Annotated in this window: 17 protein-coding genes; 4 read left to right on the plus strand and 13 right to left on the minus strand. The window is 72.8% G+C overall.

Annotated elements, in window-relative coordinates; all coding sequences use genetic code 11:
* Positions 1-106 precede the first annotated feature (106 nt).
* Complete coding sequence (locus NYO99_RS09655) at positions 107-754, plus strand: PEP-CTERM sorting domain-containing protein (RefSeq protein WP_268166970.1); 648 nt, start codon at positions 107-109, stop codon at positions 752-754.
* Here the strand turns inward: NYO99_RS09655 and NYO99_RS09660 are convergent.
* The 4 genes from NYO99_RS09660 to NYO99_RS09675 all read right to left on the minus strand — a co-directional run bounded on the left by NYO99_RS09660 (position 739) and on the right by NYO99_RS09675 (position 3,008).
* A complete protein-coding gene (locus tag NYO99_RS09660) occupies positions 739-1,572 on the minus strand; it encodes an HDOD domain-containing protein (RefSeq protein WP_268166971.1) in 834 nt (277 codons plus the stop codon). The two genes, NYO99_RS09655 and NYO99_RS09660, sit on opposite strands and share 16 nt — an antisense overlap.
* 68 nt (positions 1,573-1,640) lie before the next feature.
* Positions 1,641-1,877 (minus strand): hypothetical protein, encoded by a 237-nt coding sequence (locus NYO99_RS09665; protein WP_268166972.1) that lies wholly within the window; start codon positions 1,875-1,877, stop codon positions 1,641-1,643.
* 67 nt (positions 1,878-1,944) lie between these two features.
* The gene (locus tag NYO99_RS09670) at positions 1,945-2,136 is read right to left on the minus strand and encodes a hypothetical protein (RefSeq protein ID WP_268166973.1); all 192 of its coding nucleotides are present in this window, start codon (positions 2,134-2,136) and stop codon (positions 1,945-1,947) included.
* 287 nt (positions 2,137-2,423) lie between these two features.
* Entirely contained in the window at positions 2,424-3,008 is a 585-nt protein-coding gene (locus NYO99_RS09675) for a hypothetical protein (protein ID WP_268166974.1), read from the minus strand.
* Positions 3,009-3,067: 59 nt separating this feature from the next.
* Between NYO99_RS09675 and NYO99_RS09680 the strand changes: the two genes are divergently transcribed.
* Complete coding sequence (locus tag NYO99_RS09680; RefSeq protein ID WP_268166975.1) at positions 3,068-4,471, plus strand: M28 family metallopeptidase; 1,404 nt, start codon at positions 3,068-3,070, stop codon at positions 4,469-4,471.
* A 67-nt stretch (positions 4,472-4,538) separates the two neighbouring features.
* The gene (locus tag NYO99_RS09685; protein ID WP_268166976.1) at positions 4,539-5,726 is read left to right on the plus strand and encodes a PQQ-dependent sugar dehydrogenase; all 1,188 of its coding nucleotides are present in this window, start codon (positions 4,539-4,541) and stop codon (positions 5,724-5,726) included.
* On the opposite strand, the gene NYO99_RS09690 is transcribed toward NYO99_RS09685, so the two are convergent.
* From NYO99_RS09690 to NYO99_RS09725, 8 genes are all read right to left on the minus strand, one after another.
* Complete coding sequence (locus NYO99_RS09690; protein ID WP_268166977.1) at positions 5,723-6,418, minus strand: TorF family putative porin; 696 nt, start codon at positions 6,416-6,418, stop codon at positions 5,723-5,725. The two genes, NYO99_RS09685 and NYO99_RS09690, sit on opposite strands and share 4 nt — an antisense overlap.
* Entirely contained in the window at positions 6,418-7,602 is a 1,185-nt protein-coding gene (locus NYO99_RS09695; RefSeq protein WP_268166978.1) for a S8 family peptidase, read from the minus strand. Before NYO99_RS09695 ends, NYO99_RS09690 begins: the two co-directional genes overlap by 1 nt.
* An 8-nt stretch (positions 7,603-7,610) precedes the next feature.
* Positions 7,611-8,219 (minus strand): zf-HC2 domain-containing protein, encoded by a 609-nt coding sequence (locus NYO99_RS09700; protein ID WP_268166979.1) that lies wholly within the window; start codon positions 8,217-8,219, stop codon positions 7,611-7,613.
* Positions 8,216-8,839: an RNA polymerase sigma factor gene (locus NYO99_RS09705; protein WP_268166980.1), complete on the minus strand. Its 624-nt coding sequence runs from the start codon at positions 8,837-8,839 to the stop codon at positions 8,216-8,218. Before NYO99_RS09705 ends, NYO99_RS09700 begins: the two co-directional genes overlap by 4 nt.
* Before the next feature lie 59 nt (positions 8,840-8,898).
* Positions 8,899-9,381: a hypothetical protein gene (locus tag NYO99_RS09710; protein WP_268166981.1), complete on the minus strand. Its 483-nt coding sequence runs from the start codon at positions 9,379-9,381 to the stop codon at positions 8,899-8,901.
* Between the two features lie 100 nt (positions 9,382-9,481).
* Complete coding sequence (locus tag NYO99_RS09715) at positions 9,482-10,879, minus strand: CHASE3 domain-containing protein (RefSeq protein ID WP_268166982.1); 1,398 nt, start codon at positions 10,877-10,879, stop codon at positions 9,482-9,484.
* A 7-nt stretch (positions 10,880-10,886) separates the two neighbouring features.
* Entirely contained in the window at positions 10,887-11,282 is a 396-nt protein-coding gene (locus tag NYO99_RS09720) for a response regulator transcription factor (protein WP_268166983.1), read from the minus strand.
* A 145-nt stretch (positions 11,283-11,427) separates the two neighbouring features.
* On the minus strand, positions 11,428-11,751 hold the full coding sequence (locus tag NYO99_RS09725) for a BON domain-containing protein (protein ID WP_268166984.1): 324 nt from the start codon (positions 11,749-11,751) through the stop codon (positions 11,428-11,430).
* Between the two features lie 196 nt (positions 11,752-11,947).
* Here NYO99_RS09725 and NYO99_RS09730 point away from each other — a divergent pair, with 196 nt between their 5' ends.
* Complete coding sequence (locus NYO99_RS09730) at positions 11,948-12,598, plus strand: response regulator (protein WP_268166985.1); 651 nt, start codon at positions 11,948-11,950, stop codon at positions 12,596-12,598.
* A gap of 44 nt (positions 12,599-12,642) precedes the next feature.
* Here NYO99_RS09730 and NYO99_RS09735 read toward each other — a convergent pair whose 3' ends face one another.
* Positions 12,643-12,837 (minus strand): hypothetical protein, encoded by a 195-nt coding sequence (locus tag NYO99_RS09735; protein WP_268166986.1) that lies wholly within the window; start codon positions 12,835-12,837, stop codon positions 12,643-12,645.
* Positions 12,838-12,993: the final 156 nt, after the last annotated feature.

Genomic DNA, 12,993 nt, shown 5'->3' on the forward strand with positions numbered 1-12,993 from the left:
GCCGGTGCTTGAACCGGCGGTCGGGCCGGCGGAACCCATGGCCCATGGTCGGCGCCGCAGCCTGCGGCTTGCCGGCCATGTCAGCCCATCCACTCAGGAGTTCTGCATGCGTCTACTTGCTCATACCGCCGCCCTGGCCCTGCTGGGCCTGCCGCTGGCCAGCCACGCGCTGGACGGCGTCACCGATCCCAAGGGCGACTTCCTCGCCACCTTCGCCGGCAGCGCCGCCGCCAGCGCCGACCTGGACGTCGTCGCCGCCAGCGTGTTCTACAACGCCGGCACCGACACCTTCACGCTGACGGCCACGATGGACGGCAACGTCGGCAGCACCGCCACCGGCCTGTACGTCTGGGGTGTGAACCGCGGAGCCGGCGTCGCCAGCTTCGCCAACAGCCTGGGCCTGAACGGCGTGCGCTTCGACCGCGTCGTCCTGCTCAACGCCAATGGCACGGGCACCGTGGCCGGCGCCGGGGCGCTGCCGACGGGCGCGGTCGTCATCAGCGGCAAGACCATCACTGCCACCGTCAGCGGCGCGCTGCTGCCCAGCACCGGTTTCGCCAACAAGCTGGACTACACCTTCAACCTGTGGCCGCGCAACACGACGTTTGCTGGCGTCAGCGCCATCTCCGACTTCGCGCCCAACAACGCCAACTTCACCGCCACGCCGGTGCCGGAGCCGGCCAGTGCGGCAATGTTGCTGGGCGGCCTGGGCCTGGTGGCCCTGTACCGCCGCCGCCGTCAGTCGAACTCGTGAAGTAGCTTCAGCGCGTGGGTTTCGCTGAGGTTCAGCAACTCGGCGATGTCGTGCAGGTCATCCGGCACGCCCGCGTCATCCCAGCCCCGGGCCGTGTGCCGCGCCAGGCGCACGGCCAAGTGCACGCAGCGCACCTGCGGGTCGCGCTCGTGGCGGTCGTTGGTGATGCGCATCAGCAGCTCGGGCAGATGCCAATGCTGCATCAGCGCCTGCTCCAGGTCGGCCAGCTCGATGCCCAGCACCTGGCGCTGCGCGGCTGCGCTGCGCAGCTGGCGGTCGGCGTCCTGCAACTGGGCGATCTGCAGCGCCAGGTCGGGCGCGTGCAGCCACAGCAGCATCTCGGCGAAATCGTGCAGCAGCGCGGCGCTGTGGATGACGGCGGCGTCGGGGTCGGCGCGGTGCGCCGCAAAGCCCAGCGCATAGCGCGAGGCCCGCTCGGCGCGCTGCATCACGCGTGACAGGCCCATCAGGGCCTCGTCATGGCCGGCCAGCGCGGCCTCCATCGTCGGTTGCGGCCCGAAGGCGCGGAAGAAGGGCGTGATGCCCATCAGCACCAGCGCCGCCGTCACCGTCTCGGTGTCGGCCATCAGGCGCCCGCGCTTGAGCTCGCTGGCGCGGGCGATGACCTTCAGCGACATCAGCGGGTCGGTCACGATGAGCTCGGCCAGCCCGTGGGCGTCCACATCGTCTTCGTTGGCGCGCATCAACTCCAGCGCCTCGGCCGTCTCGGCCAGCACCGGGATCTCGGCACGTGCAAAGGCGTCGACCCAGGCATCGAGGCTGGGCAGCGGAGCGGTGAGGGGCAGGCGCACGGGCATGGTGACGCGATGCTAGGCCGATGCGGGGGCGCGCGCTCGCCGCATGCGCCCCCTTTTCACCACTCAGTTCACAGTCTGCGCACGCCGTCCAGCTGTGCGGTCAGCTCACCGTCGGCATACAGCGCGCCCTCCGACGCGCCAGCCTCGGCATAGAACTCCAGCTGGCTGCGGAGGCGCCGGCGGCGGTGGGTGGGGGCGAACACCAGCCGGATCGCGCGGGCCGCGCGCTTGAGGCGGACCCAGCGGCGGGCCCAGGCGGCGTGGGTGTCGGCGGCGTCGGGGCCGCGCAGTTCGATCAATCTCATGAGGGTCTCCTTGGCACCGGCCGGCGGCCCTCATCACATGGATCGAGGGGCCCGCGGTGCGGTTGATTCAGGGGCTGTCGTCGGGGAAGCGGTCGCGCAGCAGTCGTCGCAGTTCCAGGCGGGCTTGCTGGCGTAGCGCGTGGGCGTCGGTGGCGCTCTGGTGTCGGCCGGCCTGGCGCTTGAGCGCCGGCGCAACCAGCGGATTGCGGGGCTTGCGCAGCTTGATCTGCAGCGGGCGAGGGGATGTGAACTGGGGCATGGACAACAACTCCGGTGAAGGCCGCGTGGGCGGCGGGCAATGCAGCGGCTCGACCCAGCAGGGCCTGGCGTTTGCGGCAAGAGGTCAGGGCGCCCGGGGCGTGCGCGCAGTGGCAGCGCGGGCCGGGCGGGTCAGGGATGGCGGGAGGGGCACTCGCCGTGGCGCAAGGACTGCCGCGCCACAACTTGCGCAAATGATAAACAAACGTTGATCTTGCGCAAGGGGGATTTATCGAGCCTCCCCAAGCTTGGGGAGGCCTGCCGTTGGCAGCCGGACAGGCGCCGGGCTCAGCGCTTCTTGGGTTTCAGCGGCGCGATGCCCGACTGCAGCTTGCGCCAGTCGTCCAGCTCGGCTTGCGGGCTGGGAGCGGCGGGCTTGGGTGCCGCCCGCGGGGCCGCGGCGGGCTCGGGGGTGAGCACCTCGCCCAGCAGGTCCAGCAGCCGCGTGCGGGCGCGCTGCGGGTGGCGGCGGTAGTAGGTCAGCACCAGGCCCACGATGAAGCGCTCGTCGTCGTCCTGCGGCAGGCTGGGCGAGGGCTCGGGGGGCGGCGGCGGCACATGGCCCATGGCCGCGGCCATCGAGGTCAGCGGCGCGGGCGTGGCCACGGCGCCGTGCTCCAGGTCCATCCAGCCGGGCGTCTTGTGGCACAGCTGTTCGAACTGGCGCGCCAGCCGCTCGCCGATCTGGCGCGAGCGGCCCTTGATCTGGCTCCAGTAGCTGGGCTGGATCTGCAGCTTCTCGGCGAAGCGGCGTTCAAGGCCACGCAGGGTGGCGGCATCGGGATGTTTGACGGTGGCGCTGACGAACTCTTCGAACAGCCGCATCGCGTTGTCCAAACGGATCTGCGCGACGTCGCGGGGGGCGCTGGGCATGGGGCGGATGATAAATGAGCGTTCACCTGGGGCTTGCCGCCGGTCGCAGAATGCGCCGCATGAAATGCCGACTCAGCGCGCTCGTTCTTTCCTTGTTCGCCACGGCCGCCCCCGCGCAGGGCAGCGCCAACGAACTGCAGGCCATGCTGGCCGAGGTCAGCCCCGCGCGCATCGAGGCGCGCATCCGCAAGCTGGTCAGCTTCGGCACGCGGCACACGCTGTCCGACATCGCCTCCGACACGCGCGGCATCGGCGCGGCGCGGCGCTGGATCACGGCGGAGCTGCAGGCCTGCGCCAAGGCGTCCGGCGGGCGGCTGCGGGTGGAGGCGCAGAGCTTCATCGAGCCCGCCGGCAACCGCGTGCCCCGGCCCACCGAGCTGGTCAACGTCGTCGCCACCCTGCCGGGCAGCGGCGCCGGCAAGGACAGGCTGCTGGTCGTCAGCGGCCACTACGACTCGCGTAACAGCGATGTGATGGACAGCCTGGGCGACTCGCCCGGCGCCAACGACGACGCGTCGGGCACGGCGGTCGTCATGGAGCTGGCCTGCGTGATGGCGCGCCGCCAGTTCGATGCGACGCTGGTGTTCATGGCCGTGCCGGGCGAGGAGCAGGGCCTGCTGGGCGCGGCGCAATGGGCGCGCGAGGCGCGGGCCCAGGGGTTGAACGTGGAGGCCATGGTCACCAACGACATCGTCGGCAGCTCGCGCGGCGATGCCGGCCAGCACGATCCCCGGCGGCTGCGGCTGTTCGCCGACGGGCTGGACCCGCTGGTGCGCCTGCTGCTGCAGGCCCAGTCCAACCGGCCGGCCTCCGTCGCCGACCAGAAGGCCTTTGCCGCGATGCAGGCCGAGCTGCTGCCGCTGCTGCAGGCCGGTGGCAACGAGGACCTGCCCACCCACCAGTTGGGCCGCCACCTGAAGGCGGCCGCCGAGGCGGCCATGCCCGGCTTCACCGTGCAGCTCATCCAGCGCCGCGACCGCTACCTGCGTGGCGGTGACCATCTGCCCTTCCTGGAGCGCGGCTATGCGGCGGTGCGCTTCAGCGAACCCTTCGAGAACTTCTCCCATCAGCACCAGAACGTGCGCACGGAGAACGGCATCACCTATGGCGACCTGCCCGAGTTCGTCGATTTCGCCTATGTGGCCGACGTGACGCGGGCCAACCTTGCCGGTTTCGCGACGCTGGCCTGGGCGCCCGCGCCGCCCAAGGGCGTGCGGCTGGACGCCAGCGGCCTGACCAATGACTCCACGCTGGAATGGCTGGCCAGCGACGACCCCGAGGTGGCCGGCTACCGCATCGTCTGGCGCGACACCGACGCGGCCACCTGGCAGCACGCCCGCGATGTGGGCCGCACGACGCGCGCCACGCTGCCCGTCAGCAAGGACAACGTGGTGTTCGGCGTGCAGGCGCTGTCGCGCAAGGGCCATGCGAGCCTGGCCAGCTTCCCGCTGCCCAAGCGCTGAGCGGCCGCAACATTTGCTTGCGCCGGGCCGCGGCGGCTTGCGCCAACATCGCGGCCAGGAGTTGCCCATGACTGCATCGAATCCCCGCGTGCTCAGCCTGCTGCTCGGTCTGGCCCTGTTGGCGGGCTGTGGTGGCGGCGGTGGCACGGCCGCTGCCCCGACGCCGCCACCGGTGGCCACCACGCCCCCGCCCACGCCCGTACCCAGTGGCCCGCCGCGCGCCACCGTGCAGCCGGTGCAGCTGTCCAGCCCCTGGGGCCTGGCGCAGTTGCCCGATGGCAGCTGGCTGGTCACGCAGCGGGCGGGCAGCGTGGTGCGGGTGTCGGCCGACTACACCACCAGCCAGCCCGTCAGCGGCGCGCCCGTCGTGGACAGCGCCGGCCAGGGCGGCCTGCTGGACGTGGCGCTGGACCCCGACTTCGCCAGCACGGGCCACGTGTTCCTCAGCTACTCGGAGCCCGGCAGCGGTGTCGAGGCCGGCCGCTCCGGCACGGCGGTCGCGCGTGCCCAGCTGGTGGGCAATGCGCTGCAGGGGTTGACGGTCATCTTCCGCCAGGCGCCCAAGGTCAGTGGCGGCGGCCATTACGGCTCGCGGCTGGTGTTCGGGCGTGACAAGACGCTGTTCATCACGCTGGGCGACCGCCAGCTCGGCAGCCCCGCGCAAGACCTGGCCCAGACGCTGGGCAAGGTGGTGCGCGTGAACCGCGACGGAAGCCTGCCCACTGACAACCCCAGCTTCGGTGCCGGCGCCCGGCCGGGGCTGTGGAGCCTGGGCCACCGCAACCCGCAGGGCGCGGCGCTGCACCCAAGCACCGGTGAGTTGTGGGTCAGCGAGCATGGCTCGCAGGGCGGCGACGAGATCAACATCGCCCGGGCCGGCGCCAACTACGGCTGGCCCACGGTGAGCTACGGCTGCAACTACGGCGACCCGGTGGGCACGGCCTGCGCCATCGGCGGCGGCACGCATGCGCCGCGCTTCGTCGAGCCGCTCACGTGGTGGGTGCCGACCTCCATTGCGCCCGCCGGCATGGCCTTCTACGAGGGCACCCTGTTCCCGGAGTGGCAGGGCAACCTCTTCGTCGGGGCGCTCGCCGGCCAGGCTCTGTGGCGGCTCACGTTGTCGGGCAACAGCGTGACGGCGCGCGAGAAGCTGTTCGACGACCTGGGCCAGCGCATCCGTGCCGTCAAGGTGGCCCCGGACGGCGCCTTGGTGTTGCTGACCGACGGCGGGCGTCTGATCCGCGTCGCGCGCTAGAACGCCGCGCTCAGGGTCAGCTGCGCCGTGCTGCGGCGCGTGGCGCCCGCGCCCACGACCGGCCCGCCGCGGCTGGCCCAGACCCAGGCTGCCTGCAGCTCCACGGCCTCGCCCAGCTGCCACGAGCCGCCCGCGCGCAGGTCGGCGCGCGTGGGGCCGTCTGCGTTCCGGGGCCGGCCCCAGCGCGAGTTGCCGGCGGCGTGCAGCACGCCCGCATGGGCCAGCCAGGCCAACGGCGCCGTGGCGGGCCAGCGCAGATTGGCCTCGAGGTAGACGCTGCGCTGGCCGCTGCCGTAGTGGTTGGGCGCGCCATGCAGGCGCAGCTGCCAGCCCTCGCCCAGCAGGCCGGCAAAGGCCTCGGCGTGGTCGTAGCGTGACAGCTGCGCGTAACGGTGCAGCACCAGGCCGGCCTCGGCGTCCAGCCCGGGCCGCAGCGTGATCACCCGGCCGCCATAGGCCCGCCACCAGCGGCCCCGGCGGGTGGCATCGAAGCGCACGGGCGCCAGCGACACGCCGGCATACCAGCCGCCCGTGCCGTCCCAGCCCAGGCCCAGCTGCGCGCCCGGCTGGTTGTCGCTGTAGGACTGGCCGCGCTCGCGCGCATCGGTCTGCAGGGATAGCGTCATGCCGACATCGGCGCGCGCAGCGCTCATCAGCAGCAGAAACAGGGGCAGCAGGCGGGCGGCGGGCATCACTCCGCAGTGTGCACGACCGCTGTGCACGCGGCGTGACGCGGCCCGGCCCAGCGGGCCAGCGTGGCGCAGCCGTCGATGCGGCCCTGCGCGGTGCTCACCAGCGTGGCGTGCCCGTCCAGCTCGCGGGCCAGTGCCAGCAGGCCGGCGGCGTGCGCTGCCGCAAAGGAGCTGCCCGTCACCACCGTCCAGCCGCCGCCCGGCGCGGTGCTGGGCACGTCACGCCCGGGCGCCAGCAGCGCACCACTGGGCACCGGCGGTGCGCTGCCCACCACCAGCACACCCGGATGCTTGGCCGGAAAGGGCGCGTCGCGGCTTGGCAGTGCGGCAACGACGGTGGCGCCGCGCGCCTGGGCCTGGTCCAGCAGCAGGGCCAGCAGCCGGTCGTCCGGCCCGCCCAGGCTGAGGTTGATGATGTGGGCGCCCTGCTGGATGGCGGCGTACAAGGCCTTGGCGAGGCCCAGGCCGGTGCACAGCGTCTGCGCCGGGCTGGCCTGCCAGCAGGCCCGCAGCGCCAGCAGCTTGGCCTGCGGTGCGATGCCGGCGATGCCGGCGCCGTTGTCGGCCCGCGCCGCAATGATGCCGGCTACAGCCGTGCCGTGGTGCTCTGCCGGCGGCGGCTGGTCGCCGACGAAGTTCTGGCTGTGCACCACCTGCCCGGCCAGGTCGGGGTGGCGGGTTTCGACGCCGCTGTCCACCACGGCCACGCGCACGCCGCGGCCCGTGGCCACGCGGTGCAGCTCGGCCAGCCGCCATTGCTGGGCCACCGGCTGGGCGGCGTACAGCGGCTCCTGCGCGCTGCTGCCCTCGGCTTGGTAGAGGCCTACCGGCTGCGCCCAGGCCACGCGGCGGTCCTCCGACACGGCACGCGCCACGTCGGCCGAGGAGCGTCGGTCGCCGGCAGGCAGCTGCATCACGAAGCAGTCCACACCGGCCAGCGGCATGGGCCATTCGCTGCGCATCTCCAGGCCGTGCTGGCCCGCCAGGCTCTGCGCCACCTGCTGGCGGGACTGCCGGCCCATGCCGGCGCCGTAGTGGCCGGCGTAGCTGCCGTCGGGCCGGTAGTGCGCCTTGGGCAGCTGCAGCATCACCAGCACCTGGCGCTGCGCTTCTTCAGCCTGCGCGATCGCTGCGCCACCGATCAGGCTGCAGGTCAGCAGCCACAGCAGTTGCAAGCCCAGCATGAGGTGCTTCATCGCGCCGGCCCCGGCTGCAGCGGCTCGGCCAGCTGCACGATGGGCGCGGCCCGCAGCGCGGCCAGGCCGCGGGCGTCCACGTGCAGCAGCCAGGCGCCCGTCTCGGTCGGGCCGGCCACCACGCGGGCGCCCTGCGCTTGCAGCAGCTCGCGCAGCGCCTGCTCGGTGGTGCCGGGTTTGAACATCACCAGCGCGTCCGCCGCCACCGGCGCCGTGCCGGCCGCCGACAGGCCTTCGTAGGCCGGTGCCTGCGGCGGCGCCTGCAGCCACAGCGTCAGCAACAGCACGCAGGCCGCGCCTTGCAGGCCCAGTGCCCAGGGCATCCAGCGCGGCGCCTCGCGCCGAGGGGCGGGCGGTTGCAGGCGGGCATGCAGCCGAGCCAGGCCGGCTTCCACGTCGCCGCCCGCAGGCGCAGCCCCGGCGCCGGCCAGCAGGGCCTGCATCGGGCGCTCGGCCGCCAGCTCGTCGCGGCACAGCGCGCAGTGCGCCAGGTGCCGCTGCACCTTGGCCGTGTCGGCCTCGTCCAGCTGGCCGCGCGCAAACCAGGGCAGCAGGGCCTGCGCGGCCGCGTGCTCGTCGTGTTCCATCGGGATGACCACGCTCATGACAGCTCTCCTCCATGCCCGGCCAGGTCGTCGAGCAAGGTGCGCAGCCGGCGCCGCGCATAAAACATCCGTGTCTTCACGGTCTCGGCCGGGCAGCCCACCACGTCGGCGATCTCGCCGTAGGCCATGTCGTGGAAGTAGCACAGCTCCACGACGGCCCGGTGCTCGGGCGACAGCTCGCCCATGGCCTCGCGCAGCCGCTCGCGCAGCTGCGCCTGGCCCAGCTGCTGCTCGGGCCCGGGCGCGGTGTCGGCGGCCTCGGGCACGTCCTCATCATCCACCGGCAGGTCTTGCCGGCTCAGCGCCTTCAGGCCCTTGCGGTAGGCGATGCCGAAGATCCAGGTCGACAGCTTGCTGCGCCCGTCGAAGCTGTCGGCGCGCTGCCACACCACCAGCAGGGTGTCGTTCAACGCCTCCTCGATGGCGTCAGGCTGGCGCAGCAGCTGCGTCAGGAAGCGCCACAGGCGGGGGTGGTAGAGGCGGTAGAGCGCGTCGAAATCAGCTCGGCGGCCGCGTTTCACGCCGGCCAGCAGCGCCAGCTCAGCGGCATCGGCGGCCGCGCCCCGCGCGGCGGGCGGCGGCGCCTGGCGTGGAGTTCGGAGGCTGGACCAGATGGACATGCGGCGTGTGTACCCTGCCGGCGCTGGCAGGTTCAAGCCGCAGGGCCGCCATCATGCGCTCAGTCGCGGTGGCCCCGGTCGCCGCGGTCACCCCGGTGATGCGGGTGATCGTGGTGGCGGTGGTGATGGCCGTCGCCACGGCGGTCGTCGTGGCGCGGTGAATCCCAGTGGTGGCGGTGACCGCCGTGGTCGTGGTCGCGGTGCACGACCACATGGCGGCGATACCAGCCGTCGTCCACGAAGTACACCGGCGCGCCGCAGGCGCCATAGTGGCCGCAGTGGCGGCGCCAGTCGCGGCGGTGGCCGGGCGGCACCCACAGGTAGACCGGCTCGCGGTGAACGTGACGGCCCACGTACACCGGCTGCGGTGCCACCAGCACCGGTGGCGGGTAGCGGCCGATGTCCACGCGGCCGTACACCCCGGGCTGGCTGAAGCCGATCGACAGGCTGACATCGCCGGCCTGGGCGGGCAGGGAGCTCAGGCTGCCCAGGCCCAGCAGGGCGGGGGCGAGCCAGCGGGTGAGGGAGGTGCGGATGCTCATGACGGTCTCCTGGGCGGCCGGGCCGCGGTGCGTATTGAACGTCAGCAGGAGGGCCGTCGTTGGCCTCGGCGTGGTAACAAAGGGCAGCCGAGGCCTTGTCCTACACGAGCGGTGCGGGCGGTTCGGCCGCCTCGGCGGGCGCTTGGCGCCTGGGCAGCTGCGCTAGCACCAACGTGCCCCGGCCCGGCGCCGACAGCAGCTGCAGCGTGCCGCCCAGGCTCTCGATGCGGTAGCGCATGCCCAGCAGGCCGTGGTGGCCGGTGCCCACGGCCTCGGGGTTGAAGCCCTGGCCGTCGTCGCGGATCTGCAGCTGCAGCCAGCCGTCCGCGTCGCCCAGCGACACGCGCACCTGCGTGGCCTTGGCGTGGCGCAGGATGTTGGTCAGCGCCTCCTGCACCAGCCGGTACAGCGCCAAGCGGTCGGCGTCGTCGGTGGGCACGTCGGCCAGCTCCAGCTTGAGCTGCAGGCCCGAGCGCTGTGCGAACTCGGTGGCCAGGATCTCCAGCGCCGGGATCAGGCCCAGGTTGGACAGCGCCGAGGGCCGCAGGTCCTCGATGATGCGGCGCTTCAGCGCGATGCCCTGGTCCAGCAGCGCGCTCATGTGGCGCAGGCGCTCGTCGATGTCGGGCACGGCCTTGGCCTGGCGGCGGATGCGGGCCACGTCCAGCTTGGCCGCGGTCAGCAGTGCGCCCAGCTCGTCGTGCAGTTCGCGGGCCAGGTGGGCGCGCTCGTCCTCGCGCACGGTCTGCAGGTGGCGGGCCAGCTCGGTCAGCTCGGCGGTGCGGCGTGCCACCTCGCCGTCCAGCCGGTCGCGCTCCTGGGCCAGTTCCTCGGCATGCTCGCGGCGGGCGCGGTGCAGCGCCTCGTTGCGCCACAGGAAGACGGCCAGCCCGGCCAGGCTCAGCACCGTCAGCACATGCACACCCAGCCGGCCGTAGGTCAGCGAGCGGTTGACGGCCTCGCGCTCCTGCGCGATCTGGCGCAGCTCGTGCCGCTCCAGCTGGCCGACGGCGTCGCGCACCGCCTGCATCTTCTCGCGGCCGATGTCGGACTCCACCAGCGCCTGCCAGCCCGGCGTGTTGCCCTCGCGGTAGAGCTTGATGACCAGCTGCAGCTCCGACAGCTTTTCGTTGGCGCGGCGGCTGGCGTCGGCAGCCAGCGCCGCCCAGTCGGAGCTTTCGTACTGGCCGTGCAGCCGCTGCAGCAGGCCGGGGAGCTCGCGCTCCGCCAACTGCACGGGGGCGAGGTAGTCCTCCCGGCCGGTCAGCAGAAAGCCGCGCTGTGCGGTCTCGGCGGCGGTCAGCAGCGAGCGCAGGCGCAGCCCGTCATCGCGGGCCAGGTGGCGGGCGCGGGACTGCGCCAGCGCCTTCTCGGCGCCCCAGAAGGCGGCCTCGCTGACGCCCATCACGGCCGCCGCCGCCAGCGCCGCGCCGAGCACGGCAAGGCCACGGTGGCGCGATGCCCGCGTCAGCAGCGGGTCCAGGCGGCGCAGCACCATCGGCCGCTCAGCTCGCCGCGGCTGGCGGGTCGGCCAGTTCGACGCAGTAGGAGATCAGGTCGTCCAGCTCGCGGCTCTTGTCGAACACGCGCTCGGCGCCCAGGCTGGCGCAGCGCTTGCGCATCTCGTCCGTGGCGTAGTTGGTCAGCACGACGCGGCGGGCGCGCACGCCCAGCTTCTGCGCGGCCTGCAGTACGCCCAGGCCGGTGCCGGAGCGCAGGAACACGTCGACGATGACGAGGTCGGCCCCGGGCTCGGCACTGCGGCTCATCCAGCGCACCGCCTCGGCCTCGTCGGCCACGGCGCCCACCACCTCCACCTGCGCCAGCTCTTCCAGCGTGGCCACCAGGTTCTCCAGGATCACCGGGCTGTCCTCGACGATGAAGGCTTTGAGTGCTGGCATGGCCCGGCGCGGGGTTGTTCTTGGTGTGATGGGTGCAAGTATCGGCCGCGCGGGCGCCGGTCCGGGCGGCGTGCGTGGCGCGTTGCGTTGTAGGAATTGTCCTAGGCGCCCGCGCCACGCGCGCACGGGCGCCGCGCTCACGGCTTCATGGCTTCACGGCGATGTCGTTGCGCACGGCCACGACGCCCGAGGTCTCGCGCGCCAGCCGGCCGGCAACAGCCTTCTCCGCGTCGCTCTTGGCAAAGCCTGACAGCTGCACCGTGCCCTTCAGCGTCTCGACGCTGATGGCCAAGGCGCTGACGGTGGGGTCGGCCGCGAACTTGGCCTTGACGCGGGTGGTCAGCGTCGCGTCGTCGATGTAGCTGCCGGCGGTCTGCTGGTCGCGGGCCACGGCGCAGCCGGTGGTGGCGCCGACGGTGGCGAGCAGGGCGGCGGACAGGGCCAGGGTCAGGACGGGGCGGTTCAGCATGAGTTGCTCCTTGAAGGTTGTGCGGCCCGTGACGGGGCCGTCACTGCACTATCGGAGCGGCGCGGCGGCGGCGGGATAGTCCGGCGGCGGGCGGCCTTGTCGGAGATGTCCGGCGCGCGTGTAGGACACCGGCCGCTGCCCGCCGCGCGGTGCGGCTGCTACGCTGACCTGATCGCATCCACCCCACAGGCTTTCCATGATCCGCATCGGCATCGTTGACGACCACGCCATCGTGCGCACCGGCCTGCGCCAGTTCCTGTCCGACCATGTGGACCTGCGCGTCACCGGCGAGGGCGCCACGGGCCGGGAGGCGCTGGAGATGGCGCGCCGTGGCGACGTGGACGTGCTGCTGCTGGACATCTCCATGCCCGACCAGAGCGGCGTGGACGCGCTGGCCGCCATCAAGGCGCGCTTCCCCGCGCTGCCGGTGCTCATCCTCAGCGGCTTTCCCGAGGCGCATTACGCGACCACGCTGCTGCGCCAGGGCGCTGCCGGCTATCTGAACAAGGAGTGCGACCCCGAGGAGATTGCCGACGCGATCCGCCTCGTGTCGCGCGGCCGGCGCTACATCAGCCCGGCCGTTGCCGAGCAGCTGGCCGACAGCGTGGTGGGTGGCAGCGGCGCCGCAGGCGCGCCGGACAAGCCGCCGCACGAGGCGCTGTCCGAGCGCGAGTTCCAGGTCTTCCTGCGCCTGGCGCAGGGTGAGACCGTGGGCCACATCGCCGAGGCGCTGTTCCTCAGCGTCAAGACCGTCAGCACCTACCGCACCCGCGTGCTGGAGAAACTCAAGCTCTCGACCAACAGCGACCTGACCTACTACGCGCTGAAGAACGGCCTGATCCAGTGAGCGCGGCCCCCGCGCGGGGCGGTCGTGCAGGCGCCCTGCCGGGCTCAGCGTTGCCGCGGGTCGGCGGCCTCGGCTGGCGTGTCGTCCAGCATCCAGGGCAGGGCGGACTCGTAGCCCAGCTGCGTATCGGGCGCGGCGGCCTGCCTGCCGGTCCACCAGCGCGCCAGCGCGGCGAACGGCGGGCGGCCGGGTCTGTGGTCGGGCTGCTGCCGGTCGGTGGGGGTGGGGTGCTGTGCCATCGTCGCCTCCAGGGAGTGTCGGGTTCAGCATCGCCGTGGCCTCAGGCGCCCCGGGTCAGCCAGCCGCGGCTCGGCGTGTCGGAGAATGCTGACAGCGCGGCGGCGTGGCCGCCCTGGTAAGCCATGAGCCGCGCTGCCTCCGGGCTTGACCACAAT

Origin of the sequence: Roseateles hydrophilus (genome assembly GCF_026712245.1) — a bacterium.
GTDB classification, from domain to species: Bacteria; Pseudomonadota; Gammaproteobacteria; order Burkholderiales; family Burkholderiaceae_C; genus Pelomonas; species Pelomonas hydrophilus.

What these genes read in the sequence shown, in the direction of transcription:
- NYO99_RS09705 (WP_268166980.1), bottom strand. Translation starts at nt 8,839, where the DNA reads ATGTCCATCTGGTCCAGCCTCCGAACTCCACGCCAGGCGCCGCCGCCC.
- NYO99_RS09725 (WP_268166984.1), bottom strand. Translation starts at nt 11,751, where the DNA reads ATGCTGAACCGCCCCGTCCTGACCCTGGCCCTGTCCGCCGCCCTGCTC.
- NYO99_RS09715 (WP_268166982.1), bottom strand. Translation starts at nt 10,879, where the DNA reads ATGGTGCTGCGCCGCCTGGACCCGCTGCTGACGCGGGCATCGCGCCAC.
- NYO99_RS09665 (WP_268166972.1), bottom strand. Translation starts at nt 1,877, where the DNA reads ATGAGATTGATCGAACTGCGCGGCCCCGACGCCGCCGACACCCACGCC.
- NYO99_RS09660 (WP_268166971.1), bottom strand. Translation starts at nt 1,572, where the DNA reads ATGCCCGTGCGCCTGCCCCTCACCGCTCCGCTGCCCAGCCTCGATGCC.
- NYO99_RS09690 (WP_268166977.1), bottom strand. Translation starts at nt 6,418, where the DNA reads ATGCCCGCCGCCCGCCTGCTGCCCCTGTTTCTGCTGCTGATGAGCGCT.
- NYO99_RS09700 (WP_268166979.1), bottom strand. Translation starts at nt 8,219, where the DNA reads ATGAGCGTGGTCATCCCGATGGAACACGACGAGCACGCGGCCGCGCAG.
- NYO99_RS09710 (WP_268166981.1), bottom strand. Translation starts at nt 9,381, where the DNA reads ATGAGCATCCGCACCTCCCTCACCCGCTGGCTCGCCCCCGCCCTGCTG.
- NYO99_RS09720 (WP_268166983.1), bottom strand. Translation starts at nt 11,282, where the DNA reads ATGCCAGCACTCAAAGCCTTCATCGTCGAGGACAGCCCGGTGATCCTG.
- NYO99_RS09730 (WP_268166985.1), top strand. Translation starts at nt 11,948, where the DNA reads ATGATCCGCATCGGCATCGTTGACGACCACGCCATCGTGCGCACCGGC.
- NYO99_RS09735 (WP_268166986.1), bottom strand. Translation starts at nt 12,837, where the DNA reads ATGGCACAGCACCCCACCCCCACCGACCGGCAGCAGCCCGACCACAGA.
- NYO99_RS09655 (WP_268166970.1), top strand. Translation starts at nt 107, where the DNA reads ATGCGTCTACTTGCTCATACCGCCGCCCTGGCCCTGCTGGGCCTGCCG.
- NYO99_RS09685 (WP_268166976.1), top strand. Translation starts at nt 4,539, where the DNA reads ATGACTGCATCGAATCCCCGCGTGCTCAGCCTGCTGCTCGGTCTGGCC.
- NYO99_RS09680 (WP_268166975.1), top strand. Translation starts at nt 3,068, where the DNA reads ATGAAATGCCGACTCAGCGCGCTCGTTCTTTCCTTGTTCGCCACGGCC.
- NYO99_RS09695 (WP_268166978.1), bottom strand. Translation starts at nt 7,602, where the DNA reads ATGCTGGGCTTGCAACTGCTGTGGCTGCTGACCTGCAGCCTGATCGGT.
- NYO99_RS09675 (WP_268166974.1), bottom strand. Translation starts at nt 3,008, where the DNA reads ATGCCCAGCGCCCCCCGCGACGTCGCGCAGATCCGTTTGGACAACGCG.
- NYO99_RS09670 (WP_268166973.1), bottom strand. Translation starts at nt 2,136, where the DNA reads ATGCCCCAGTTCACATCCCCTCGCCCGCTGCAGATCAAGCTGCGCAAG.